Genomic DNA, 23,539 nt, shown 5'->3' with positions numbered 1-23,539 from the left:
CAGCGCCGATAGGGCTGTCGCCGAACGCCGACCCGCGCGGGGTCGATCTGGCCGGCGCGCCTCGGCACGGTCCGCTCCCTCACCGGCGATCGCCGCCGTCGAGGTGCGATCACCGGAGGGGGTCCAACGGCTCGTCTCAGTCGTCTGCTGGTTCTTCACTCTGTCCGCCCTCGAACTCGAAGTGCACGTTCTGGCTCGGATCGAGCGACAGGCCGGCCTCGTCGAGCGCCTCCCAGACCACGTCGGGCGTCATCGGCATCTCGACGTGCGTCGTGCCGGCGTGGGCCATCGCGTCGACCACCGCGTTGACGATTGCCGGCGGCGACCCCACGGTCGGCGACTCGCCGACGCCCTTCGCGCCGATCGGGTGGTGCGGCGACGGCGTCACCGTGTAGCCCGTCTCGAAGTTGGGGATCTCGTTGGCCGTCGGCAGCAGGTAGTTCATGAAGTCCCCGCCCGTGCAGTTGCCGTTCTCGTCGTAAGTGACGTGCTCCATCATCGCGGTCCCGATGCCCTGGGCCAGGCCGCCGTGGATCTGCCCCTCGATGACCATCGGGTTGATGCGGTTGCCGCAGTCGTCGACCGCGACGAACTTCTCGAAGTCGACCTCGCCGGTCTCCCTGTCGACCTCGACGACGACGATGTAGGAGCCGAACGGGTACGTCATCTCAGGCGGGTCGTAGTAGTTCACCGCCTCCAGCCCGGGCTCTTCCGAACTGGGATGGTTCATGTACGCGCCGGCGGCGATCTCGGTGATCGTGATCGAGCGGTCGGGCGCGCCCGCGACGTGGAATTCGCCGGATTCGCGGTCCCACTCGATGTCCTCCTCGGCGGCCTCCAACTCGTTCGCGGCGATGGATTTGGCCTTCTCGCGGACCTTCCGGGCGGCGACCGCGGTGGCCGCCCCCGCAACTGGCGTCGAACGGGAGCCGTAGGTGCCCAGTCCGTACGGGTCGGTGTCGGTGTCGCCGTGCTCGACGGAGATGTTGTCGACGTCCATCCCCAACTCCTCGGCGACGATCTGTGCGAACGTGGTCTCGTGACCTTGTCCCTGCGTCTGGACGCCGACCCTGAGGACGGCGTTTCCGGTCGGGTTCACCCGGATGTCCGCCGAGTCGAACATCTCGATGCCCGCGATGTCGCAGGACTTGCCCGGCCCCGCGCCGACGACCTCGGTGAACGAGGAGATGCCGATGCCGATGAGCTTGTCGGCGTCCTCCTCGATCCGGCGCTTCTGCTCCTCGCGGTAGTGGTCGTAGTCGGCCATCTCCAGGGCCTTGTCCAGGGCCTTCTCGTAGTCCCCGGAGTCGTAGTTCCACCCGGTCGCGCTCTCGTAGGGGAACGCGTCCGCGGGGATGAAGTTCCTCCGTCGGATCTCCGCGGGGTCCATATCCAGTTCCTGGGCGAGCACCTTCACCATCCGCTCGATGAGGTAGACGGCCTCCGTCACGCGGAACGAACAGCGATAGGCGACGCCGCCGGGGGCGGTGTTGGTGAACGCCGCCGTCAGCGACCCGTACGCCGCCTCGATGTCGTAGGAACCGGTGAAGATGTTGAAGAAGCCCGCCGGGAACTTCGACGGCTGGGCGACGGCGTTGTACGCGCCGTGGTTCGCCAGCACGTCCGTCCGGACGCCCTTGATGATCCCGTCCTCGGTGGCGGCGAGTTCGCCGGTCATGTCGTAGTCGCGGGCGAACCCGGTGGTCTGGATGTTCTCGGAGCGCTCCTCCATCCACTTCACGGGCTGTTCGAGCACGACCGATGCGGCGGCCGCGACGACGTACCCCGGGTAGATCGGCACCTTGTTGCCGAAGCCGCCGCCGATGTCGGGGCTGACGATGCGCACCTTGTGCTCGGGGATGCCCGACACCTGCGAGAACAGGGTCCGGTGCGCGTGCGGCGCCTGTGAGGTGAGATGGACCGTGATCTTGTCCTTGCCGGGGTCCCAGTCGGCGACGCACCCGCAGGTCTCGATCGGCGCGGGGTGCAGCCGCTGGTACTCCATCTGCTCTTCGACGGTGACGTCGGCCTCCTCGAACACCTCGTCGGTCGCTTCCTTGTCGCCGACGTCCCAGTCGAAGATGTGGTTGTCCTCCTGGTCTTCGAGCTCGTCGCGGATCAGCGGCGCGTCCGCCTCCAGCGCCTCTTCGGCGGTGACGACGGGATCGAGCACCTCGTAGTCGACCTCGACCTTCTCCGCGCCGTCCTTCGCGACGTACCGGTCGGTCGCGATCACCGCGGCGACCTCCTGTGACTGGAACTTGACCTTGTCGTTGACGAGGACGTCCTGGGTGTCGTCCATCAGCGTCGGCATCGTCGCCAGTTCGTGCGCCGCCAGGTCCTCGGCGGTCAGCACGGCGACGACGCCGTCGAGATTCAGCGCGCGCGACTTGTCGATCTCGTTGACGCGAGCGTGCGCGTGCGGGCTCCGGACGATCTCGCAGTGGAGCATCCCCGGCTTCTTGATGTCGTCGACGTAGTTGCCGCGGCCGGTGATGAAGCGCTTGTCCTCCTTGCGCTTGACCTCCTCACCCATCCCACCGCGGCCGTGGCCGTGGTGCTTCTCGGGGTCGGGGCCGCCGTCGTCGTCGTGTTGATACTCCGTGTCCGCGACCGGAATGTCGTCGGTTTCGCTGCTCATGCGTTGTCTCCGTGATGTTCGGCGTCGGTCGATGGGCCGCCGCAGCAGTTCTCGACGCCGCAGGAGAACCCGCCCTCGGTATCGTACCCGTCGAACTGGTCGGAACCGTCCGCGTCGTCGGCCGCCGTCGGACCGTCCGCGTCACCGGTCGTTCCCGGGGCGTTCGCGGCGACGTCCGCCGACGACCCGGGCTCGACCGCCGCGGTCCCGCCGTCTGTCGCCGGCTGTGCGGCGAGTTCGTCGGCGGCGTACTCGATCGATTTCACGATGTTCTGATAGCCGGTGCACCGACAGAGGTTGCCGCTGATCGCCTCCCGGATCTCCGCCTCGTCGGGGTCGGGATTCTCGTCGAGGAGCGCCTTCCCCGCCATCAACATTCCGGGCGTGCAGTAGCCGCACTGCAGGCCGTGTTCCTCGTGGAATCCCTCCTGGAGCGGGTGGAGCTCGCCGTCGGACTCGGGGAGGTCCTCCATCCCCTCGACGGTCATGATCTCGCTGCCGTCGGCCTGCGTGGCGAACATCAGACAGGACTTGATCGGTTCGCCGTCCCGAAGGACCGTGCAGGCCCCGCAGTTGCCGGTGTCGCAGCCGATGTGCGTGCCCGTCATGTCCAGGTCCTCCCGGATCGCGTGGACGAGCAGCCGTCGCGGTTCGACTTCGAGCGTGCGTTCGGTTCCGTTGATCGTCAGCGTGATTTCGCGTTCGTCAGTCACGGTGTTACCCTCCGTTTGGTGACCCCCGCACGCTCGGCGGCATCACCGAGCGCCCGCTGGGTTAGCACTTCGACCATCCGCTCCTTGTACGACGCGTCGCCGTGTTCGTCGGACTCGGGGTTCGACTGTTCGGCCGCCAGTTCGCCCGCGGCCTCGAACAGGTCGGCGCTGGGCCGCTCGCCTTCGAGATGGTCCTCCGCGTCGGCGGCGCGGGCGTTCGTGATGTCCACCGCGGTCATCCCGATGCCGGCCGTCTCGATTCGCCCGTCCTCGTCGAGGATCAGCCGGGCCGCGACGCCGGCCATCGCGTAGTCGCCGGTCTTGCGCTTCAGTTTGTGGTAGGCGCTGCCCTCCCGCTCGACCGGGGTCGGGACGCGCGCCTCGGTGATGAGTTCGTTCTCGCCGAGAGACGTGTCGTACGGGAGGAGGAACAGTTCGTCGATCGGGACGGTCCGCTCCCCGTCGGGGCCCGCGGCGACGACTTCGCCGTCGTGCGCGATGAGGATCGATCCCCAGTCGCCCTTCGGGTCGGCCTGCGCGATCGATCCGACGATCGTCCCGCGGTTTCGGATCTGCGGGTCCGCGACCAGCGGGGCCGCGTCCGCGAAGCTCCCGTACCTCTCGGTTATCAGCTCCGAGTCCTCGACGTCGGCGTGACGCGCGAGCGCGCCCATCTTGAGGTAGCCGTCCGCCTCGTGGAGGTAGTCGAGTTCGTCGATGCCGTTGATGTCGACGACGGTGTCGGGCCGGGCGAGTCGGAACCGGAGCATCGGAACCAGACTCTGCCCGCCGGCGAGGATCGTCGGCTCGTCGAGGCTCTCGATGAGGCTCACCGCCTGGCTGAGCGACGTCGGCTCGTGGTGTTCGAACGGTGCCGCTTTCATAACATGTTCCTGAGTCTGTCGGTGACGCCGGAGTTGGTGTCCTCGTCGACGTCCGTCATCTGCTGCTCGATGCTACTGAAGAAGTTGTTCACGATCTTGTTGGCGACCGGATTGATGACCCGCGAGCCGAGTTGGGCGATCCGACCCGAGATGTCGGCCTCGGTCCACCACTCGATCCGGGAGCCCTCGCCGTCTTCGAGCCCGTGGATCTCCATCCCCGACTCCATACTGAAACTGCTCCCGGAGGCGTCGCCGCCGCCGGTCGCGATCATCCTGAAGTTCTCGCCGTCGCGCTCGTCGATGGTGACCGTGGTCTCGAAGCGGGGTTTCACGCTCCCGACGCCGACCTGCATCAGCGCCGCGTACTTCTGCCCCTCGACGAAGGCCCGTTCGGCGACGACCTCCGGGTCCGCGTCCGGCAGCATCTCGACGTCCTCCTCGGCCTCGTACTCGTCGAAGTTGAAGTCGTCGTCCATCGGGGTGATGTAGCGACACCCCTTCAGCGAATCTCGGACCGCCATCGGGTCCGACAGCACGATCCACGCTTTCTCGGGCGGTACGCCGTCTAACTCGAACTCTCCATCAAATTCCATATGTGTCCATCGTCGAAGTCGCCGGTCGGTCAGGGGCTGCGCGTCGCCATCTTTTAAGTACCCTCACTATGTGCACACTATTATCACGATCTATGATACTATGCAGATACCCAATAAAAGTTTGTGTTGGTACGGAACGAAGCCGATACTCGGGCCGAGCCCCGCACGAGGGCCGATACTGAGCGAAATCGACCACAATGAGCGACACTGACCACAGCCACGACGACCTGATCGGATGGGAGGAGGGAGCCGAACGCGTCCGACGCCTGCGCGAGCGGTGGCTGCCGACCGCCGATACCGAAACGGTCGCGCTCGACCGTATCGCCGGCCGAACACTCGCCGAACCGATCGAGTCCCCGGTCGACGTCCCCGCGCGGAGCCACGCGACGATGGACGGGTTCGCGTTCGACGCGACCGACGAGTACCCACTCTCCGTCGTCGACGCGGACGTGTTCCCGGAGGACGACCCGCCGGCGCTGGAACCCGGGGAGGCGATCCGCATCGCCACGGGCGCGCCGGTCCCGACCGCGGCGAACGCGGTGCTCAAACGCGAGGAGGCGACCGTCGAGGAGGGGCGGTTGACGGGGACCGAGCTGGAACCCGGGACGTACGTCTACGAGCGCGGGAGCAACGTCGCCGAGGGAGAACGGCTGTTCGAGGCGGGCGAACGGCTCGCCCCGAAGGACGCCATCCTCTTGGGCGACCTCGGGATCGAGTCCGTCGCGGTTCGCGCCCGCCTCTCCGTCGGTCTGCTCGCGACCGGAACGGAGATCCACGAGGGCCGACACACCGACCTCGACTCCCCGATGCTCGCGGGGCTGGTGCGCTCGTGGGGCCACGAGGCCGCCTACGAGGGGACGGTGCCGGACGACTACGACCGCGTCGAGTCGCGGATCGCGGACCTGGCCCACGAGCACGACGTCGTCGTGACGACGGGTGGGACGAGCGTCGGCGACAAGGACTACGTGGTGCGCGCCCTCCAGTCGCTCGGCGAGGTGCTGTTCCACCGGGTGCGGCTCCGCCCGGGGAAACCGATCGCCGTCGCCGAACTGCCCGACCACGACGCCGTCGCGCTCGCCATCCCCGGGAAGCCGGTGGGCGCACACGCGGTGACAACGCTCGTCGCGCGGCCGTTCTTCACGGGCGAGACGTCGCTGCCGACGGTGCCCGCCCGGATGGCGCGGGACGTCGGCATCGCGACGCCCGGGTTCGCCTACGCGATTCCGGTCACGCTCGAAGCCGGTGACACCGACGGTGATGACGGTGGCGACGACGTCGCCGTCGCGATGCCACTCGGCCACGCCGACTCGTCGCTGTCGGTCTACGAGGAGTCGTTCGATCCCAGCGTCCTCTCGTCGAGCACGAGAGCCACCCGCGCCGACGGGTTCGTCCTCACGGGCGAGGGCGTCGCGCGCGACCAGTCGGTGGACGTCGTCCCCTACCCGGTCGTCGAGCGATGACGGGCGGCGCCGGCGACGTCCCGGTCGTCTCCCCGCCGTTCGAGGGAAAGAGAAGCGAGCGCGACCGAACGCGGGACAGTTCCCGAGTCGCGGGCGTGCTCCTCGCCGCTGGGGCGAGCACCCGCTTCGGCGACCGGAACAAACTGCTGGCGACCCAGGGGGGCGACCCGCTCGTCCGGCGCGCGGCCCGGACGCTCCTCGACGCCTCGCTCGATCCGGTCGTCGCGGTCGTCGGCCACGAGGCCGACCGCGTCGCCGACGCGCTGGACGGACTCGACGTTACCGTCGTCGTCAACGACGAGTACGAGACGGGGCAGGCGTCGTCACTCCGCGCCGGGATCGGGGCGCTCCTCGACGCGGAGCGCGAGGGCGACCCGGACCGCGGGGTCGACGCGTCGGTGATCGCGCTCGGCGACATGCCGTTCGTCGACCCGGAGACGGTCGAGACCCTCGTCGACGCCTACGAAGCGGGCGTCGGCGACGCGCTCGCCGCCGCCCACGACGGCGTCCGCGGCAACCCGGTGCTGTTCGATCGTCGCTTCTTCGACGACCTCGTCGACGTCTCGGGCGACATCGGCGGGCGCGAGATCCTCCTGGAAAGCGGCGAAAGCGCCTGCGTCGCGGTGTCCGATCCCGGCGTCCGTCGAGACGTCGACGAGCCGAGCGACCTGGAAGGGTGAAAAGAGAGAGGGACCGCGAGGCCGCGACGGAGCAGCGTCCGCGCCCGCTACTCGTCGTCCTCGAACTTCTCGACGATTATCTTCCCGTCCTCGACCTGCCACTCGACGCGGTCGCCGGCACCGACGTCGAGGAAGTTCCGAACCGGTTTGGGGACCGTCGTCAGGTTCTTTTCCGAAATCTTCGTGTTCGTCAGCGTGCCCATACAGTACGTATCTGCGTGGTATTTACATAGTTTACGCTATGTGAGTGGATCGACCGCAGGCCCCGCAGCGTCGGTCAGACCGACGACTTCCAGCGATGCGCGCCGCCGTCGGACGCGTTGTCGAAGTCGAGGTCGAACCGGTCCGAGTTCAGGAGGACCTTCCCCGGCAGATACGTGTCTTCCCCGACGGCGTTCAACACGCCGCGTTCGTCCATCGTGTCGAGAACGTCGCGGACGGTTCGCTCTCTTCCCGGAACGAGGTTCGCCTCCTCGATCACGGATTCGGTGTCCACTCGGCCTTCGAGCATCGCCAGCCTGATCGCCGCCACCCAGGTCGGCTCCCGCTTCAGTTCCCGACACATAGTCTCTGCAGACCGCTACCGCGCGGACCGAATTAGGGTTTGCGGAGCGGCGAACCGGCCTGGGAGAGACGCGAGACGACCTGTCCCGCGTGGCTCGAACGCCCCGGTTCGTGCGGCGACGCACTCAGTTCAAGTCGAACAGCTCCGCGGCCTGCTCCATATCCTTGTCGCCCCGGCCGCTCAGGTTCACGAGGATCGTGTCGTGCTCCTCGGCGAGGTCCTTCGCGAGCGCGATCGCGTGGCTGGACTCGAGCGCGGGGATGATGCCCTCCTCCTCGGCGAGTTCGCGGAAGGCGGCTTTCGCCGCGTCGTCGTCGACGGCGCGGTAATCACAGCGGCCGACCGCGCGGAACATCGCGTGCTCCGGGCCGACGCCGGGGTAGTCGAGGCCGGCGGAGACCGAGTGGACCTCCACGTCGTCGTCGATGACGCGGGTGCGCATCCCGTGGATGGTCCCGTCCTCGCCGTCGGCCAGCGGGGCGGCGTGGCGCTTCGAACCGGCCCCCTCGCCGCCGCCCTCCGCCCCGTAGAACGCGACGTCGTCATCGTCGCGGAAGGCGTGGAACAGCCCCATCGCGTTGCTGCCGCCGCCGACGCAGGCGACCGCCGCGTCGGGGAGGTCGCCGGTGCGATCGAGGAACTGCTCGCGGGCCTCCTCACCGATCACGGCCTGGAAGTCCCGGACCATCCGCGGGAAGGGGTCGGGGCCGACGACGGAGCCGACGAGGTAGTGCGTGTCGTCGATGTTCTTCGCGAAGTCCTCTAAGGCGGCGTCGACGGCGTCCGAGAGCCCCGACCCGCCGCGGGTGACCTCGTTGACTTCCGCGCCCATCAGCCGCATCCTGAAGACGTTCATCTTCTGGCGCTCGACGTCCTTCTTCCCCATATAGATCTCCGTGTCGAGGTCCAAGAGCGCGCCGACCATCGCCGTCGCGGTGCCGTGTTGGCCCGCGCCGGTCTCGGCGATGAGTCGGGACTTGCCCGCCTGCTTCGCGAGCAGCGCCTGCCCGAGCGCGTTGTTGATCTTGTGCGCGCCGCCGTGGAGGAGGTCCTCCCGCTTGAGGTAGATGTCCGCTCCGTAGCGCTCGCTCAGCCCCTCGGCGTGGTAGAGCGAGGTCGGTCGCCCGGCGTAGTCCTCGAGCAAGCCGTCGAGTTCGCGCCGGAACTCGTCGGTGTCTTTGATCTCGTCGTAGGCGGTTGCCAGCTGTTCGAGCGGGTCCTCGAGGGGTTCGGGGACGTGTCGTCCGCCGTATCCTTCGAACTCTCCGTTCGACATACGCCCCCAGTACTCCGTCCCCCGACATAAACGGTACTCCATCTCACGAGATCGGCGGCAGCTCTCCGTCGTCGGGTCGCCGCTCGGGGCAAACGTTACGCCGACTGCGACCGTCTGGATAGCCGATGGAGGTTCCCGGAGAGATGGACGACCGCCTGACCGCTGCGCTCGTCGGCCTCGCCGTCCTGGCGGTGAGCCTCTGGGCGCTGGTCGAACTCGCGGGGTGGGTCACGTTCGGCGACGTCGGACTGTTCGCGCTCCTCGGGATGCTCGTTCCCGCGACGCTCGCGATCGGGTTCGCGATGCTCGTGTGGCTCCGGTGGTGAATACATCGCTCGCGCGCGTCCGAATCCGAGTCCGACCCCGACATCCCTTTGTGGCCGTCGCGAGACAATCGAACCGATGTCACCGCCCACGATACGCACCACGCACGTCGGAAGCCTCCCCCGCTCGGACCGGCTCAGGTCGCTGCTGACAGACGCTGCGGACCGCGACGACGGGGCGTTCGAGGACGCCGTCGACGAATCGATCCGGGAGGTGATTCGCCGCCAGGCCGAGGTCGGCATCGACGTCGCCAACGACGGCGAGCAGAGTCGCATCGCCTACTCGGTCGACGTCACCAACCGCCTCTCGGGGTTCGGCGAGGGGACCGTCGAGCGGGCGTGGCCCTCGGACCTCGACGACTTCCCGGAGTACGCCCGGGAACTGCTCGGCGACACCGAGAACATCGGCGGCCCGGTGGCGACCGGACCGATCGAGTACGTCGGCGAGGACGACCTCCGACGGGACCTCGCCAGGTTCGACGAGGCGGTCGCCGCCGAGGGCGTCGAGTTCCACCGACGATTCCACACCGCGCCCTCGCCCGGCGCCGTCCTTCGGTTCACCGAGACCGACTCCCACGACAGCGACGAGGCGTACCTCTTCGACCTCGCCGACGCGCTCGCCACCGAGTACGAACTGATCGCCGAGACGGGGGCGATCCTCCAGATCGACGCCCCCGACCTGCTGGCGGGCTTCACGCTCACGTACAAGGACGACTCCGTCGACCGGTTCCGCGAGCGGGTGCGGACCCACGTCGACGCGCTCAACCAGGCAGTCGCGGGGGTCCCCGACGACCAGATCCGCCTGCACGGCTGCTGGGGCAACTACGAGGGCCCTCATCACCGCGACGTCGCGCTCGACGAGGTCATCGGCGCGTTCTACGAGGCCGACGTCGGCGGCCTGGTCGTCGAGGGGGCGAACCCGCGGCACCAACACGAGTACCGCACGTTCGAGGAACATCCGCTGCCGGACGGCTGGAACCTGATTCCGGGCGTGATCGACGTGAAGACGAACATCGTCGAGCACCCCGAGGTCGTCGCCGAGCGCATCGAGCGCTTCGCCGACGCGGTGGGGGATCCCGAGCGCGTCGTCGCCGGCGCGGACTGCGGGTTCGAGACGGTCGTCGCGGGCGCGAACGCCGTCCACCCCGCCATCGCCTGGAAGAAACTCGAAGCGCTGCGCGAAGGGGCCGACCTGGCGGCCGAGCGACTGGCCTGAGACCCGCCCCGCGGACCCCCCAATGAGCGTGGAACTGTCGCTCGAGGCGATCGATTCGTCGCTGTCCGAGCAGTCGCGCGCGTATCTCGAAGCCCTCGCCGCGACGCTCGAGGCGGACGAGGTCGCGAGCATTCTCCTGTTCGGGAGCGTCGTGTCGGGGGAGACGACGACGATCAGCGACGTCGACCTCGTCGTCGTCCTGGAATCCGACGCGTCGGCGGCGGCTCTCGATCGGGTCGCTGCCGACTGCGACCGACTGGCCGCGGCGTATCTCGACTCCGGTACCGACGATCGGTCGCCGCTCGAACGCGTTCTGGAGCGGGCGACCGGGATGTTCCGGTCGGGGTTCGTGACCACCGAAGCCGCGGTGACTGCGGGCGAGTTTCCCGCCGTCTTCAACACGAGTTCGATCGCTCCCTTCGTCGCGCCGTGGCGGACGGTCCTGTTCGGCGTGTTCGAGACGGGGATCACGATATACGGGTCGCCCGTCAGGCCCCAGTGGGAAGCGGTCGGGACTCCGACCGAGTATCGCTACCGCGAACTGTGCCGGAGCCTCCTGGTCACCGTCGCGCTCGCCGCGGCCCAGTCGGGGTACTGTCTCGTTTCCTCGCGGGCGATCGACTACTCGCTGGAGGCGGCGAAGTGGACCGCGTACAACTGCGCCTTTCACCTCGAGGAGGAACCGCCGGGGTCGCTCGACCGGGCGCTCGATCGCCTCCCGGTTCCCGACTGGTACCGCCGTCGGTTTGAGACGCTGCGCTCGGAGCCGCGCCTGGACCTCGGGTTCGTTCTCGTCACCCCGCTCGTCCTCGTCTACGCCCACCTGATGACGATCGGTCGAGTCGCCGGTTTGGAGGGCTAGACGAGCGTCGCGAGTGATTTGATCGAGTTGATCAGGTCGAGGTAGTACACGGCCAGCGAGAAACTCACGCTCGTGCCCAGTCGGACGAGCGAGTACAGGTTGATCGGCCACATGTCCATATCGCTCATCTGATAGAACATCGCGTACATCGAGAGGACGTTCAGCGCCTCGGGGAGGTTGTTCTCCTCGGCTCTGTACTTTCGCCAGTACTCCCGCTCGACGTCGGCGAACGTCTCGCGCATCAGACTGACCTTCTCGCTTCTGACCTGCAGCAACTTCCGTCGCACCAAAACGGTGACCGTCACCGTCCCGACGACGACGACGGCGAGGACGAGAAGAAACAGCGCGCTGACGACGACCTGGAACCGCTCGAACGCGGTGAACGTCACGCTGGACAGGATGACGAAATCCAACGTCAGGATGCCGATGGCGTACGTCGCCAGTTTCACGATACCGTTGCCGATCTGTCGGTAGCCGCCGACGCCGTTCGGGTCCAGGAGGTTGATGTCGGCGATGTACGTGGTGTACGCGCGGACGACGACGTACGCCCCGCCGACGACCGGCCCGAAGAACACCCCGTGGGCCGCGCCGAACCCGAAGTTCATCCCCAGGTACGGGTACGCCTCGAAGACGCCCATCCAGTGCATAATGGCGCTCACGAACGTCCCGCCGAGGACTGCACCGACGACCAGAACGACCGGGTGATACGCGAGGTACAGCACGTTCTGTAGGTCGCTGTGGATGTCCTCCGGCGTCAGTGACTGCACGAGCGAAACCGGATTCCCGCGGCTCAATCGGATCAGCGTGGCGAACTCGTCCCCGATGTTCCAGAGCACGCGGTGGGAGAGCCGGAGAAACAGGACGGCCAGCCAGACGAGCACGACGTCGCCGAAGAGCGGGTAGTTGTAGGGGACGCCCGTCTCCGGGAATCCGAACAGCATCACGTCGAGGGCGGCCACCACCACCGGGAGCGCAAGGGCGACGACGGTGGTCGATATCCGCCGTCCGCCCACGTGGAACAACCGGTCGGGCGGATAGACGTACGGATACCCGCTTGACATATTTGACCCGGTCATCGGAAGTCGTCTTAACCGTTGGGTTCCCGGTCACCGCGGCGACCTCTCGGTGCGACGGCTCCCCGGCCCGAGAACCGATGCGGCCTCACCACCCGGTCGGCCAGCCGCACGAGCGGCACTTCGCGCCGTCGTGGTCCGACAGGTCCGCCCCGCAGAACGAACAGGCGTCGTCGTCGCCGTCGCCGAGGCCGGTGGAGACGTCGCCACCCACCTCGATGCCGCCGGTCGTGCTGACGCTGACGTCGCCGCTCTCGACGCTGATGCCGTCGCCCGAGACGCTGATCTCGGTGCTCGCGCCGCCGCCGGTCGAGACGCTGATGTCCATTCCCGAGGCGTCGACCTCGATGTCGGAGCCGAAGGTGTCGACGCTGATCCCCGATTCGGTCCGCTCGACGTCGGCGTCGTCGACGTCGCCGCCGACGGTGACGTCGCTCCCCGAGGTTTCGATTCTCACCGTCGTCGTCCCGTCGTCGCCGCCGTCCCGATCGCCGCCGAAAATGTCGGACTCCTCGATGAGCGAGCCGCCGTCGCCGTCGTCGCCGAAGACCGTGCCCTCGTCGATCCGACCGTCGCCCTCGACGACCTCCTCGCCGTAGCGCTCGCCGAACGCATCGTCGAGCAACTCGGTCGCGTCCGTCGCCGCCGCCGGGTCCGCGACCGGTTCGCCCGACACGTCGCCGACGCCGGGCGGGGACGTCGCCTCGGGCACGCTCGAACTGGTGACCGCCGAGTCCAGCCCGCTCTCGATGGGTCGGAACGTCCTGCCGCCGGGCTCGCTCCCCACGGCGGCGGCGACGAGCCGCTTGAAATCCTCGAAGCCGACCGCTTCGTCGTCGTCGTCGAGGGCTCCCGACAGCATCGGTGGATCGGTGATCGAGCCGTCGGAGAGCCGGTTCATCGACGCCAGGACGTCGGCCAGCGTCGCGGTGCTGTACTCGCGGATCTGCCGGTCGAGCCAGCTCACGACCCGGCTTCCCTTGCGGTAGGGGACGTGCGCCGAACTCCACGACACCGGCGTTCCGAGCGCGTCGGTCGCGCACGTGGACGTGTTGAGCGCGGCGTGACACTGGCCGTCGGAGATCCCGCCCCGCTCGTACGTGAGTTGCGTCGCGTAGTAGACCGCCGTCGCCTCGACGATCCACTTCATCGAGGCGTCGGTGCCGAACTCCTGCCGCGTGTGGACGTACTCGTGGATCCAGGTGCTGTTCGGCTTGTCGAGCCGCGAACTGTCCCGGGCCCAGAAGGCGTTCCCGCCCGCGTGGAGCCCGCCGGGCCCCCAGTTCACGGGTCGCGTCGGTGCCGCGATGCCGACGACCTCCTCGTCTCGGCCGCTGACGCGGAGTTCCCGGGCCGCGTGTGCCAACGCGTCGAGGATGTCCCTCGGCGACTCCCGAAGCGACGCCGCGCGGGGTTCGACGAGCCGGATCCGCTGGCCGGCCGCGCGCCGGGTGTGCTCGCGGTGCGGCCCGAGGTACACCAGCCCGCCGTCGCTGCTCGCGATCCCCTCGTCGTCGACCACGAGGCGTCGCTCGAACGTCGGTTCCTCGCCGCGGTGTCGCCACTGCGTGAGCAGGTTCGGGGCCTCGATGATCGCCCACTCCCCGACGTCGACCATCGTGGTCCCGGCCGCGCCCAGCGTCGGCTTCTCCGCCGGGACGGTCAGTTCCAGTGTCGGTCTGCTGGCGCCGCCCGTCCAGACGAACTGCTGTGACCCCGACCGTCGATCGAAGCCCCGGACGCTGTCGACCGTGGTCCACGGCGGGACCTGGACGGAGACCCGGCCGACGTTCGAGGGGATCTCGAAGACGACCGAGGCGTCGACGTACCCGTGTTCATCACGTGCGCGCGATAAGGCGATATTCTGTGTGAGTGTCCCTGCCATCGTTGGATCATCCCGGCGGCGCGGGTTCGTCGCGCGGAACCGCCCGATGGCTCGCCCCCCGCGGTTCACCCGTCAGCGGCACGACGAAGCCACGGACTATATTCCTTGTCCAGCGCGACGGCGTCCGAAAGCACAGCGAATCAGCCCAACGGGCGGCTCTCGAACCGGCGCAGACCGACCGCCAGCGCCCCGAGAACGAACAGGACGACGACGACGGCACTGTAACCGACCAGTGGCAGCGACGGCGCGGTCTGCGTTCCGTGCCCCGCCGCGGCGTACAACCCGCCTTTGAGCGTTTCGAGCGAGACGAACGGATTCAGGTGATCGACGGCGTGAAACCACGCCGGCCAGTCCCGATTCGGCACCAGTCCCGACTCGAACCGGCCCGTGATCGGGTACGCCACCAACGGACGGACGACCGACCCCCAGAGTCCGACGCCGGTACTGAACAGGAGAAACGCGCCGAATATCGCGGCGAGGGACCGGTACCGCGTCGCCGCCACCGCCGAGGCGCTCACCGTCAGGCTCGTCCACAGGGTCGCGTAGGCCACGATCCAGAGCGTCCCGGCGGCGATCGCCCCCGGGTAGAGCGCCCCGAGCCGGACGGTCGCGAGAACCCAGGCGACGGCGAGCAACGCGAGCGCCGTCCCGAGTACGACCGTCAACCGCGCGATGACCGTGCCGGCGAACAGGTCCTGGCGGGTCCCGTTCGTGCTGAGGACGAACTGCGCGGTCCCGGCCAGGTGCTTACCGACCACGGCGCGGTGGCCCACCGCAACGCCGAGCGCCACCAGCGGCAACACCAATCGGCCGGGGACGCGAACGAGCTGTTCGCTCACCTCGAAGACGGTGCTGCTCGCGGTCTGCTGCCAGACCGACGGGCCACCGAGCAGGAGCGCCAGCCCGACGCCCGCGAGCACGATCCGGTTCTGGAGGGCGTGCCGGAGGTCGGCGCGGGCCACGAGTCGGCGATGCGAGCGGCTGGACGCGGTCTCGGTCGGCTCGCGGCCCGCTCTCGCGGCTGACGGCACGAACCGTCCTGCCGCCTCCCGGAACCGAGCCACGAGTGCGAGTCGGAATCCGCGAGCTTCACTCCCGAGGTCCGCTCGCTCGAACCGCCGGCTGCCGACCAGCAGTGGAACCGCACCGAACAGGACGAGGACGACCGCTCCCAGGGCGTGGGCGAACGGATTGCCGACGGCCGTCCCCGGTCCGGCGACGCCGACCGACCAGCGGAGTGCCAGCCAGAGGTCACGGATCGGGTTCAGGCGCTCGACGACGCGGAGCCACAGCGGCGCGTTCGCGAGGACCTCGTACGCCGGCACCGACGTCGACCCCGTCGCGAGGAGTGCGAACAGCGGTCGGATCACCGCGCCCCACACGCCGTAATTGGAGCTGAAGACGACGTACGTCCCCGCCAGCGCTGCGAGCGACTGGTACGGCGAGCGGAACGCCGCGGCGTACCCCACGGCGACGGCCGTCCAGACGACGCCGTACAGCACCAGCCACGCGCCCATCGTCCAGTACGCGACCGCGTACGGCGCGCCGTAGTTCTGTACGACCACGACCTGCGCGGCCGCGAGAGCCCCCACGAGGACGAGGGCGGTCGCCGTCGCTCTCGCGAGCGCTGTTCCGGCGACCAGTTCGCGGCGCGTGCCGCCGAGCCCCAGCCTGAACTGGACCGTCCCGCGCTGTCCGGCGACGGCACCGTAGCCGACCGCCGCCACGACGACGAGTGCGAACGTGAGCAGGTCGAACGGGATCACGAGCAGGAGTTCGCCGATCGGTCGCCGTTCCGGGTCGGCGACGGCCGGCATCGACGGCAGGAACATCAGCGCGAGCAACGCGGCCGCCGCCCACACGCGTCGGCTTCGAAGCAGCCGTCGCGCGTCGGCGCGGGCGTAGGTGACCGTGCGGCTCATCCGTCCACGTGGCCGTCGGCGTCGTCCGTCACGGAGCGGAACACCCGTTCGAGCGAGGATCCCGGCGTGTCGATGTCACGGATCGTCGCGTCCAGCGAGTCGACGCGCGCGACGACTGCCGACTTGACCGCCGGATCCCGACAGGTGACGCGGACGGTTTCACCGGCGACAGTCACGTCGGTGACGCCGTCGACCGCCCGGACGGCAGCGGGGACGTCCTCTGGCACGGACGCGAAGACGAGGTTGAACCGCGCCGGTTCCGCGACGCTCGTGCGGAGTCGATCGACGGTGTCGACGGCGACCAGTTCCCCGTCGTGCAGTATCCCGACCCGGTCGCAGATCGCCTCGACCTGATCCATAATGTGGCTCGAAAAGAACACCGCCGCACCCCGGTCGCGCTCCGCTCGGATGATCTCGCGGAGCCGTTGGGCGCCTTCGGGATCGAGTCCGCCAAGCGGTTCGTCGAGCACCAGTATCTCCGGATCGCCGACGAGTGCGATCGCGAGGCCGAGTCGCTTTCGCATCCCCTTCGAGAAGCCTCCGACGGCGCGATCAGCCGCGTCGGCGATTCCGACGCGTTCGAGGACGGCGTCGGGGTCGTCGCCGGCCCGCTCCATCTCGATCGCGAACGCGACGTGATCGCGGGCGGTGTCCCGGGGGTAAAACCCCGTGCCCTCGGACAGCACGCCGATGCGTTGCCGGACGGCCTGCGGGTTCCGCTCCGGATCGTACCCGAGGACGTTCACGTCGCCGCTGCTCCGGCGAACGAAGTCCAGCAGGATGTTGATCGTGGTCGACTTCCCGGCACCGTTCGGGCCGAGGAATCCGAACACCTCACCGGACTCGACCGTGAGGTCGAGATCGCGAACCGCGTGGAGGGAACCGAATCGCTTCGAGAGGGACCGTGTTTCGATGGCGGCCATATCGCCACCTTTTGACATTCGGCCTATGTATCTTTCTTTCTCGACGGGCTGGCCGCCTCGATCGACAGGTCACCCCGATCGATCGGAGCGCCACCGATCGCCGCTTCCGCGATCGATCGGAGCGCGTGAGCGGTACGGGGAGCTACTCGCCGGGCGCGGACGAGGCCGCTCGCTGGAACCCGCCGAGCGCGGCGCCGTCCGGATCGACGACGCGAACGGCCGCGTAGACGACCGCCACGATGGCGGCGCTCTCGACGACTCCGACGAACAGGTGCAGGTCTGGCGGGTAACTCACCGTCACGAGGAACGGCGGGTGGTTCATCGTCGCGTGGAACAGCGCGACCAGCCAGAGGTTCCCCGTCAGCGCGTACGCGATTCCGTACGTGAGGCCGACGAGGACCAGTCCGAGCAACCGGGCTGCCAGCGACGTCCCGATCCCGTGGCCCGACGCGAGGAACCATCTCGGCAGGTGAAACAGGGCGAACAGGAGCGTCGCGACGCCGATTCCAGTGACGACCGCGCGGCGGGAGCCGCCGCCAGCGAGCGAGACGAACTTCTCCTGGAGATACGCGCGGAAGAGGGACTCCTCCGGAATCGCGGTGAACAGGACCGAACCCAGGAGGACCGCGAGGTACCGGAGCGGATGGGCGGCGACGCTCGACGGCGACATCTCGAAACCGGGAACCCCCCCGACGGCGAACCCGACCACGACGAGGTTGTAGGCGGCCCAGAACGCGCCCAGCGTCACGACGACGGGGACGAGGGTTCGGACCGACGGGAAGATCGATCGGGGGGAGACGCCCTCGATCTTCGACGCCCCGAGCGCGAGCGCGACGAGGAAGACGCCCCAGGCGGTTCCCAGAAGCGGCGGCGGCGACGCGCTCGGGGAGACGAGGATCAGTCCGGAGAGGACCACGATTGTCAGGAGGTACGTTGCGACGGGGACCGTAGACCCACCTCCGAACGTCGGCGGGTCGCTGTTCGACCGAAACATCTTCTCGAACTCCGACAGCACCGTGCAAAGTTTCTGTTATCTCTGTCCGATCGATCGTTCTCTCGAACCGACGCTGTCCGAAAATATTCGATCTCGACGGACTCCTTCTGCGCTCTCGGTGTGCTTCACTCCACGATGACGGCTCCTCGCATCCCGAGGCTCTCGTGCGGCGTACAGTGGTATCGATAGGTTCCCGGTTCCTCGAACGTGTGCGTGAAGTGAACGCCGGACGTGGAAACGACCCCGTCGCTACCGATCTCGTGACCCTCGAACGAGACGCTGTGCGGGCCGCTGCCCACCCACTCCCACTCGACCGTCGTCTCGGTGGACACCTCCAGTACCGGCGGCGAGAACACGAACTGATTCTCGCTGTCGGGCGCGCCGACGGTCACCGTCGCGGTGTCGGACGCCGTCCGATCGACGACGTCGCCGGTGAAGTTCGGCGCGCTCGCCAGCCACTCGTCCACCGCCGGGTACCCGGTCGAGGGGACCGCCTCGACGAGTACCGCGCCCTTCATCCCGTCGTCGCGGTGCGGTGCCGAAAAGAAGGGGTACACGCCCGTCTCCTCGAAGATGTAGTGGTATCCGGTTCCGGATTGAGCGTTCGCCCGTCCGCTGTCGAACGTGCCGTCGACGGCGACGACGTTGTGCCTCCCGCCGTGACCCGTCCAATCCCAGCGGACGTTGCTCATCGGGCGAACGCGGATCACCGCCGGATCGAAGGCGATTCCGTCGTCGGTGGGTTCGCCGACGGAGATCGTCGGTTGCGCGCCGGTGCCGAACCGCCTCGGGGTTCCATCGTGGCCGTTGGCATCCGCGAGCCACGCGTCCAGCGACTCGACGGGGGTAGTCTCGGTTTCCGTCGGTGACGCCGTCTCTGTTGATGGCGTCTCCGTCGAAGGTTGCGTCTGCCCGGTTGTCGAGAGACACCCGGTAGTGCCGAGAAGGCCAGCGAGAGCAGTTCCTTTGATGTACGACCGTCGGGAGGGGGACCAATTCATCGCGACTGCGACTTCCCACGAGTGGGGTCAATAACGCCGGTACCAGAGCCATCTGTTGAGATACGGAACCAGAGTTATACTGTACTGCTGAGTATTACCACGGTTGTTCGGTTTACCCGCGAATATCGACCAGCGTTCCCGGCACTCACCGAACGAGAGCGGTGAACACTCGCTGTTCGATCTTCCGCAGGTGTTCGCCCACCGTCGTGGACGCGATTCCGACCGTCTCGGCGATGTCCTCGTGCGTCGCGCGACGCGGCTCGCGATAGTAGCCGCTCTCGACGGCCGCTTCGAGGACGTCTCGTTGTCGGGGTGTGAGAATCCGCGTCAACGAGTGTTGATCCGGCGCGTACGTTCCCGTTTCCAGCACGTCCAGTTGGAAGGGTACGTCGTCGGCAATCGCGCTGTAGAGGTCTTGTAACGCCGATTCGTCGCCGAGATACGTGATCCGAAGCGACCCGTCGGCGTTGATGTGGATGGGAGTCTCGACGACGACGCCCGGCACGTCCGCGCGCAGCATAATCTGTTTCGCTGGCCCGGACAACTCGAACTGGCTGACTGCCATCCACCGATCCGTCCCGGAAACCAGGAAGTCCTCGACGTACGGCGATTCCCGCATAATCTCGGCGTACCGCGCCCGATCGCCGCTTCCTTCCGCGAGCATCAGGACGCTCCGATCGTCGAGGAGTTCGACGTGATGGATCGCCTCGCGTGTGAACGAGGGGTCGTCCCGGAGTTCCGTCCCGAGCGGGTGCAGCGCGGCCGTTCCGTCCGGCGCGGCCTCGACGGTGAGATACCGCATCGGAGACGACTACGAGACTGTAATTTAAAGTACTGTGTATGACCGGCAACAACTGTTGGCGTTAGTTCGACGTACGCTGAGATATGCGTAGACGTGACGGCGAGGTGCAGGTCGCCATCGTCGGTGGTGGCATCTGCGGCCTCACGACCGCCCTCGCGCTCGAACAGCGAGGATTCACTGTCGCGGTGTACGAAGCCGCGTCCGAGTATCGACCGGTCGGCGCGGGGATTCTCCTCCAGACGAACGCGCTCGTGGCCCTCGAGACGCTCGGAGTCGCCGCCGAGATTCGCGATTCGGGAATGCCGCTCTCGGGGATCCGAATCCGCTCCCCGCGGGATCGGGTGTTGCAGACGTTCGACGTCGGAGGTGTCGAGCGAACGGAGTTCGGCTACGGCTTCGTCGCGATTCGCCGGGCGAAGCTCTTGGCGATCCTCCGGGAGCGGCTGAACGCCCCGATCCACACCGGAAAACGGTGCGTCGCAGTCAGCGATCCGGAGTCGCCGACCGTTCGCTTCGCCGACGGGACACGCATCCGCCCGGACGTTCTCGTCGGGGCGGACGGTATCGATTCTCGGGTGCGAGAGACGATCTCGCCGGTCTCGACGCGCTCGCTGAACACGACCGTCTTCCGAGCGCTCCCGTCGGTGTCGTTGGACCAACGCGGCGAACCGATCGGGTTCGAGGTGTGGGGCGACGGAACGTACACCGGCGGTGCGCCGATCGCCGAGGACCGGTTCTACTGGTTCGCCACGGCGCCGCCGGAGTTGTCGGAGACGGCGTCGGTCGACGACATCCGCTCGTACTTCGGCGGCTATCCCGACCCGATTCCGGCGATCGTCGAATCGCTGGCGGGCGACGAGATCATCACGACCGGGTTGCGGGACCTCCCCGCGTTGGATCGGTGGCATCGTGGGTCGACGGTGCTCGCCGGCGACGCCGCACACGGAATGCTACCGTTCGCCGGGCAGGGGGCGGCCCAGTCGATCGAAGACGCCGTCGCGCTCGCACACGCGTTCGAGTCGAACGCGACGGTCGGTGACGCTCTCACGGCGTACGAATCGGTCCGGGCGAGCCGAGCCAACCGGGTCAGATCCGAGTCCCACCGCCTCGGTCAACTCGCCACGATGGGGACACCTGTCGCCTGGCGGGTCCGAAACGCCGTCGTCTCCGCGCTCCCGGTGACGCTGTTCAGGCGCTTCCGTCGTCGGCGCGTCGCCGACGCGCCGGTTCCAACGCCCGCGGGTCCCGACGGAGCAGACGCAGACGTCGGGAGCGGGGGAGGTGAGTTTGTATGACGAACGTGATCCTCCCGACACGGACGTGGACGACGACCGCCGCCGACGCGGCCGCCACCGCCGTCGGCGCTTCAGACGACGATGTCGATCGGGAGCCAGGTTGGCTCGACCGACGCGTGACGCACACACCCAGACCACACCTGCGATGAGTAAAGCCCGTCCTGTACCCTTCAGAGAAATAATACCCCCCGAGAAGAAACCCCCAAATCGACGTATGCCCTCCAGTGACCGCCGATCCGTCCTCACAGCGATCAGCACCGGCCTCGGAATCGGTCTCGCCGGCTGTGTCGGCCAGTCGAACACCGGCACGAACGCGTCGCAGACCGAAACCGAAACGGAAACCGACGGCGCCGACACGGACTCCAGATTGGCGCTCCCGTCGGTCGTCACCCGCAACGGGTTCCCGGACGGCGACGTCGTCCTCAAACCCGAGGGGAAAGTCACCCTGTTGAACTTCTTCACGACCTGGTGCCGGCCCTGTCAGGAGGAGATGCCGGCGTTCCGGAAGCTACGGGCCGAATACGACGCCGAGACCCTCCATATGGTGTCGATCACGCCGGAAGTGGACGAATCGCTCATCGAGGAGTTCTGGAACGAGTACGACGGAACCTGGCCGGTCGTGAAGGATCCGGCTCTCGCCGCGACGTCGCGGTGGAACGCCAACAGCTATCCGACGAACCTCGTGTTCGACGCGGATGGAACCCCCGCGACCGGCGAGTCGCCGTCGGTCAGGGCGCGCACGTTCCAGGAATTCGAGTCGATCGTCGATCCGCTGGTGGCGGAGGCGTGATAATGACCGGACTCGCTACCCCCGCGCTCTTCGGACTCGCGTTCTCCGCCGGGGCCGCCACGTTCTTCGCCCCGTGTGCGTTTCCGCTGCTCCCGGGCTACCTCTCGTATTTCCTCAGCGATACCGTTTCTAACACCGGCGGCGGAACCGCGTCCCGGACGGCGGCCTCGGCTTCCGTCGTCTCGCGCGTTCGTCGCCCGATCGGGCGGGCAGTACTCCTGAGCGCGCTCGCCGGCGCCGGAATGACGGTCGTATACGTCGGCCTGGCGGGCACGACGGCGTTTCTGGGGGCGCAGGCGCTCGCCGACATCGCCGTTATGGAACTCGTCGTCGGGGGCGTGTTCGTGCTCGCCGGCAGTCTGATGATGATCGGGTGGGAGCCCTCCCTGTCGGTGGTTCAGTTGCCGGAGCGAGAGCGGTCTTTCAGCGGGTTCTTTCTCTTCGGCGCACTCTACGCCGGGGCGGCAGCCGGCTGTACCGCGCCGCTCTTCATCGCGGTCGTCCTCCGGGGCGTCGCTGCCGGGCCGGTGCTCGGCGTCGGCGTCGCGCTCACGTACGCGCTCGGGATGAGTGCTGTCCTGACCGCCTTCACGAGCGCGACCGCCCTCGGCGGGTCGTCGATCACCGCGGCGCTCAGATCCCACACCCGGACGATCTACCGCGTGGCCGGCGCGCTCCTCGTCTGTTCCGGCGTCGCGGAGATCTATTACTACTTCTACGGGTTCCCGGAGGTGCTCCCCCAGTGAATCCTCGCGAGTACCTCGTCCCGATCTGCGTCGCGTGCCTGCTGCTCACCGCCGGGTGCACCGCACCGATCGACTCGCCGTCGTCGCCGGAACTGACGTCGAGCGAGGTAACCGACTCTAACTCGTTGATTCGCGCGCACACGGAGACGCTCCGATCGCAGACGTTCACCGTCCGATCGACGACCACCGTTCGAGACGCCAACGACACGTTCCGGACGGTCACCAACCGAACGTGGCGAGTCGATCCGCGCTCCCCCGTGCGAGCGAGCGCCGTTCGGACGCGAACGGTCACCGGCGACGTCCCGGAGCGCTCCCAGCGGGCCCCGGACCGCATCACGTCGTGGCGGCACGGGAACGACACGGTCGTTCGCATTCGTTCCGGCAACGACACCCGAGTGCGGGACGTGCAGTTGCTCAACTCCTCCGTCCGCCTCAACAGCGCGCTCCACCGTCAGCTTCTGTACCGATATAGCACTCGTCGAAACACGACGGTCGAGACGGTTACGCGGAACGGTACCTCGTTCTACCGCGTCCGCGCGAACCTGAACGACACCCACGTCACGTCGAACGCCTCGATGACGCTACTCGTGCATCCATCGGGGTACGTTCGCCAGATCGAGACGAGACAGACGGTCGCGTACCGTTCCGGACCGCGAGTGATCACGCAGACGGTCCGGTTCGAGCGCGTCGGGACGACCACCGTCGAGACCCCCGAGTGGGCTTGAGGCCGCCGACTCGCCCGATCCATCGGACTTCCGCAGCCGCGGCAGATCGGCCGCCACTCCCTCGACTCACCGCCGGACGGCGGCGACCCGCGTTTGGATTCCAAACGCTCTCTCTTTCGTGAGGGAGCGGACTCAGAACTAGAACCGTCGTTATCGGACGTGTTAGAACG

The 23,539-nt window shown here is 67.8% G+C and carries 24 protein-coding genes; 10 read left to right on the top strand and 14 right to left on the bottom strand.

The genetic code is table 11. The features are described 5' to 3' along the window. Positions 1 to 136: 136 nt before the first annotated feature. The 4 genes from NO360_RS10680 to NO360_RS10665 are packed head-to-tail and all read right to left on the bottom strand — an operon-like array spanning position 137 to position 4,831. The gene (locus NO360_RS10680) at positions 137 to 2,641 is read right to left on the bottom strand and encodes an aerobic carbon-monoxide dehydrogenase large subunit (RefSeq protein WP_256307792.1); all 2,505 of its coding nucleotides are present in this window, start codon (positions 2,639 to 2,641) and stop codon (positions 137 to 139) included. Then, on the bottom strand, positions 2,638 to 3,354 hold the full coding sequence (locus NO360_RS10675) for a (2Fe-2S)-binding protein (protein WP_345780193.1): 717 nt from the start codon (positions 3,352 to 3,354) through the stop codon (positions 2,638 to 2,640). Before NO360_RS10675 ends, NO360_RS10680 begins: the two co-directional genes overlap by 4 nt. Further along, positions 3,351 to 4,238, bottom strand: coding sequence for an FAD binding domain-containing protein (locus NO360_RS10670; protein ID WP_256307791.1), 888 nt, complete (start codon positions 4,236 to 4,238; stop codon positions 3,351 to 3,353). Before NO360_RS10670 ends, NO360_RS10675 begins: the two co-directional genes overlap by 4 nt. Continuing rightward, complete coding sequence (locus NO360_RS10665; protein ID WP_256307790.1) at positions 4,235 to 4,831, bottom strand: SRPBCC family protein; 597 nt, start codon at positions 4,829 to 4,831, stop codon at positions 4,235 to 4,237. Before NO360_RS10665 ends, NO360_RS10670 begins: the two co-directional genes overlap by 4 nt. Positions 4,832 to 5,028: 197 nt before the next feature. On the opposite strand from NO360_RS10665, the gene NO360_RS10660 reads away from it, so the two are divergent. Beyond that, positions 5,029 to 6,291, top strand: coding sequence for a molybdopterin molybdotransferase MoeA (locus tag NO360_RS10660; protein ID WP_256307789.1), 1,263 nt, complete (start codon positions 5,029 to 5,031; stop codon positions 6,289 to 6,291). After that, positions 6,288 to 6,971, top strand: a complete 684-nt coding sequence (locus NO360_RS10655; protein WP_256307788.1) for a nucleotidyltransferase family protein — start codon at positions 6,288 to 6,290, stop codon at positions 6,969 to 6,971. The genes NO360_RS10660 and NO360_RS10655 overlap by 4 nt, the downstream gene beginning before the upstream one ends. 47 nt (positions 6,972 to 7,018) lie before the next feature. Here NO360_RS10655 and NO360_RS10650 read toward each other — a convergent pair whose 3' ends face one another. The 3 genes from NO360_RS10650 to trpB form a co-directional block, all read right to left on the bottom strand. Next, entirely contained in the window at positions 7,019 to 7,174 is a 156-nt protein-coding gene (locus NO360_RS10650) for an AbrB/MazE/SpoVT family DNA-binding domain-containing protein (protein WP_256307787.1), read from the bottom strand. A gap of 74 nt (positions 7,175 to 7,248) precedes the next feature. Continuing rightward, positions 7,249 to 7,536 (bottom strand): hypothetical protein, encoded by a 288-nt coding sequence (locus NO360_RS10645; protein WP_256307786.1) that lies wholly within the window; start codon positions 7,534 to 7,536, stop codon positions 7,249 to 7,251. 124 nt (positions 7,537 to 7,660) lie between these two features. Continuing rightward, on the bottom strand, positions 7,661 to 8,812 hold the full coding sequence (gene trpB / locus NO360_RS10640; RefSeq protein WP_256307785.1) for a tryptophan synthase subunit beta: 1,152 nt from the start codon (positions 8,810 to 8,812) through the stop codon (positions 7,661 to 7,663). 125 nt (positions 8,813 to 8,937) lie between these two features. On the opposite strand from trpB, the gene NO360_RS10635 reads away from it, so the two are divergent. From NO360_RS10635 to NO360_RS10625, 3 genes are all read left to right on the top strand, one after another. Further along, positions 8,938 to 9,138, top strand: a complete 201-nt coding sequence (locus NO360_RS10635) for a hypothetical protein (RefSeq protein ID WP_256307784.1) — start codon at positions 8,938 to 8,940, stop codon at positions 9,136 to 9,138. Positions 9,139 to 9,214: 76 nt separating this feature from the next. Next, on the top strand, positions 9,215 to 10,351 hold the full coding sequence (locus NO360_RS10630) for a cobalamin-independent methionine synthase II family protein (RefSeq protein ID WP_256307783.1): 1,137 nt from the start codon (positions 9,215 to 9,217) through the stop codon (positions 10,349 to 10,351). Between the two features lie 22 nt (positions 10,352 to 10,373). After that, positions 10,374 to 11,213 (top strand): nucleotidyltransferase domain-containing protein, encoded by an 840-nt coding sequence (locus tag NO360_RS10625; RefSeq protein ID WP_256307782.1) that lies wholly within the window; start codon positions 10,374 to 10,376, stop codon positions 11,211 to 11,213. On the opposite strand, the gene NO360_RS10620 is transcribed toward NO360_RS10625, so the two are convergent. From NO360_RS10620 to NO360_RS10590, 7 genes are all read right to left on the bottom strand, one after another. Beyond that, positions 11,210 to 12,274 (bottom strand): hypothetical protein, encoded by a 1,065-nt coding sequence (locus tag NO360_RS10620; protein WP_256307781.1) that lies wholly within the window; start codon positions 12,272 to 12,274, stop codon positions 11,210 to 11,212. The genes NO360_RS10625 and NO360_RS10620 overlap by 4 nt on opposite strands. Positions 12,275 to 12,374: 100 nt before the next feature. Then, positions 12,375 to 14,171 (bottom strand): DUF4097 family beta strand repeat-containing protein, encoded by a 1,797-nt coding sequence (locus NO360_RS10615; RefSeq protein WP_256307780.1) that lies wholly within the window; start codon positions 14,169 to 14,171, stop codon positions 12,375 to 12,377. A gap of 140 nt (positions 14,172 to 14,311) precedes the next feature. Then, positions 14,312 to 16,093: an ABC transporter permease subunit gene (locus NO360_RS10610; RefSeq protein ID WP_256307779.1), complete on the bottom strand. Its 1,782-nt coding sequence runs from the start codon at positions 16,091 to 16,093 to the stop codon at positions 14,312 to 14,314. After that, positions 16,090 to 17,016, bottom strand: a complete 927-nt coding sequence (locus NO360_RS10605; protein ID WP_256307778.1) for an ABC transporter ATP-binding protein — start codon at positions 17,014 to 17,016, stop codon at positions 16,090 to 16,092. The genes NO360_RS10610 and NO360_RS10605 overlap by 4 nt, the downstream gene beginning before the upstream one ends. A gap of 142 nt (positions 17,017 to 17,158) precedes the next feature. After that, entirely contained in the window at positions 17,159 to 18,010 is an 852-nt protein-coding gene (locus NO360_RS10600) for a CPBP family intramembrane glutamic endopeptidase (RefSeq protein ID WP_256307777.1), read from the bottom strand. A gap of 125 nt (positions 18,011 to 18,135) precedes the next feature. Next, a complete protein-coding gene (locus NO360_RS10595) occupies positions 18,136 to 19,011 on the bottom strand; it encodes a halocyanin domain-containing protein (protein WP_256307776.1) in 876 nt (291 codons plus the stop codon). 145 nt (positions 19,012 to 19,156) lie between these two features. Next, complete coding sequence (locus tag NO360_RS10590) at positions 19,157 to 19,813, bottom strand: helix-turn-helix domain-containing protein (RefSeq protein ID WP_256307775.1); 657 nt, start codon at positions 19,811 to 19,813, stop codon at positions 19,157 to 19,159. A gap of 83 nt (positions 19,814 to 19,896) precedes the next feature. Here NO360_RS10590 and NO360_RS10585 point away from each other — a divergent pair, with 83 nt between their 5' ends. The 5 genes from NO360_RS10585 (at position 19,897) to NO360_RS10565 (ending at position 23,369) form a co-directional block, all read left to right on the top strand. Further along, positions 19,897 to 21,108, top strand: a complete 1,212-nt coding sequence (locus NO360_RS10585; protein ID WP_256307774.1) for an FAD-dependent oxidoreductase — start codon at positions 19,897 to 19,899, stop codon at positions 21,106 to 21,108. After that, positions 21,105 to 21,257, top strand: coding sequence for a hypothetical protein (locus tag NO360_RS10580; protein ID WP_256307773.1), 153 nt, complete (start codon positions 21,105 to 21,107; stop codon positions 21,255 to 21,257). Before NO360_RS10585 ends, NO360_RS10580 begins: the two co-directional genes overlap by 4 nt. A gap of 65 nt (positions 21,258 to 21,322) precedes the next feature. After that, a complete protein-coding gene (locus NO360_RS10575) occupies positions 21,323 to 21,898 on the top strand; it encodes a TlpA family protein disulfide reductase (protein ID WP_256307772.1) in 576 nt (191 codons plus the stop codon). 2 nt (positions 21,899 to 21,900) lie between these two features. Continuing rightward, on the top strand, positions 21,901 to 22,644 hold the full coding sequence (locus NO360_RS10570) for a cytochrome c biogenesis CcdA family protein (protein ID WP_256307771.1): 744 nt from the start codon (positions 21,901 to 21,903) through the stop codon (positions 22,642 to 22,644). Continuing rightward, complete coding sequence (locus tag NO360_RS10565) at positions 22,641 to 23,369, top strand: hypothetical protein (protein WP_256307770.1); 729 nt, start codon at positions 22,641 to 22,643, stop codon at positions 23,367 to 23,369. Before NO360_RS10570 ends, NO360_RS10565 begins: the two co-directional genes overlap by 4 nt. The last annotated feature ends 170 nt before the right edge of the window (positions 23,370 to 23,539 follow it).

Origin of the sequence: Halobellus litoreus (assembly GCF_024464595.1) — an archaeon.
In the GTDB taxonomy this organism is placed as follows: domain Archaea; phylum Halobacteriota; class Halobacteria; order Halobacteriales; family Haloferacaceae; genus Haloquadratum; species Haloquadratum litoreum.
This window is presented reverse-complemented; position numbering and strand designations above follow the sequence as displayed.

What these genes read in the sequence shown, in the direction of transcription:
- NO360_RS10680 (WP_256307792.1), bottom strand. Translation starts at nt 2,641, where the DNA reads ATGAGCAGCGAAACCGACGACATTCCGGTCGCGGACACGGAGTATCAA.
- NO360_RS10670 (WP_256307791.1), bottom strand. Translation starts at nt 4,238, where the DNA reads ATGAAAGCGGCACCGTTCGAACACCACGAGCCGACGTCGCTCAGCCAG.
- NO360_RS10665 (WP_256307790.1), bottom strand. Translation starts at nt 4,831, where the DNA reads ATGGAATTTGATGGAGAGTTCGAGTTAGACGGCGTACCGCCCGAGAAA.
- NO360_RS10660 (WP_256307789.1), top strand. Translation starts at nt 5,029, where the DNA reads ATGAGCGACACTGACCACAGCCACGACGACCTGATCGGATGGGAGGAG.
- NO360_RS10655 (WP_256307788.1), top strand. Translation starts at nt 6,288, where the DNA reads ATGACGGGCGGCGCCGGCGACGTCCCGGTCGTCTCCCCGCCGTTCGAG.
- NO360_RS10650 (WP_256307787.1), bottom strand. Translation starts at nt 7,174, where the DNA reads ATGGGCACGCTGACGAACACGAAGATTTCGGAAAAGAACCTGACGACG.
- NO360_RS10645 (WP_256307786.1), bottom strand. Translation starts at nt 7,536, where the DNA reads ATGTGTCGGGAACTGAAGCGGGAGCCGACCTGGGTGGCGGCGATCAGG.
- trpB (WP_256307785.1), bottom strand. Translation starts at nt 8,812, where the DNA reads ATGTCGAACGGAGAGTTCGAAGGATACGGCGGACGACACGTCCCCGAA.
- NO360_RS10635 (WP_256307784.1), top strand. Translation starts at nt 8,938, where the DNA reads ATGGAGGTTCCCGGAGAGATGGACGACCGCCTGACCGCTGCGCTCGTC.
- NO360_RS10630 (WP_256307783.1), top strand. Translation starts at nt 9,215, where the DNA reads ATGTCACCGCCCACGATACGCACCACGCACGTCGGAAGCCTCCCCCGC.
- NO360_RS10625 (WP_256307782.1), top strand. Translation starts at nt 10,374, where the DNA reads ATGAGCGTGGAACTGTCGCTCGAGGCGATCGATTCGTCGCTGTCCGAG.
- NO360_RS10620 (WP_256307781.1), bottom strand. Translation starts at nt 12,274, where the DNA reads ATGTCAAGCGGGTATCCGTACGTCTATCCGCCCGACCGGTTGTTCCAC.
- NO360_RS10615 (WP_256307780.1), bottom strand. Translation starts at nt 14,171, where the DNA reads ATGGCAGGGACACTCACACAGAATATCGCCTTATCGCGCGCACGTGAT.
- NO360_RS10610 (WP_256307779.1), bottom strand. Translation starts at nt 16,093, where the DNA reads ATGAGCCGCACGGTCACCTACGCCCGCGCCGACGCGCGACGGCTGCTT.
- NO360_RS10605 (WP_256307778.1), bottom strand. Translation starts at nt 17,016, where the DNA reads ATGGCCGCCATCGAAACACGGTCCCTCTCGAAGCGATTCGGTTCCCTC.
- NO360_RS10600 (WP_256307777.1), bottom strand. Translation starts at nt 18,010, where the DNA reads ATGTTTCGGTCGAACAGCGACCCGCCGACGTTCGGAGGTGGGTCTACG.
- NO360_RS10595 (WP_256307776.1), bottom strand. Translation starts at nt 19,011, where the DNA reads ATGAATTGGTCCCCCTCCCGACGGTCGTACATCAAAGGAACTGCTCTC.
- NO360_RS10590 (WP_256307775.1), bottom strand. Translation starts at nt 19,813, where the DNA reads ATGCGGTATCTCACCGTCGAGGCCGCGCCGGACGGAACGGCCGCGCTG.
- NO360_RS10585 (WP_256307774.1), top strand. Translation starts at nt 19,897, where the DNA reads ATGCGTAGACGTGACGGCGAGGTGCAGGTCGCCATCGTCGGTGGTGGC.
- NO360_RS10580 (WP_256307773.1), top strand. Translation starts at nt 21,105, where the DNA reads ATGACGAACGTGATCCTCCCGACACGGACGTGGACGACGACCGCCGCC.
- NO360_RS10575 (WP_256307772.1), top strand. Translation starts at nt 21,323, where the DNA reads ATGCCCTCCAGTGACCGCCGATCCGTCCTCACAGCGATCAGCACCGGC.
- NO360_RS10570 (WP_256307771.1), top strand. Translation starts at nt 21,901, where the DNA reads ATGACCGGACTCGCTACCCCCGCGCTCTTCGGACTCGCGTTCTCCGCC.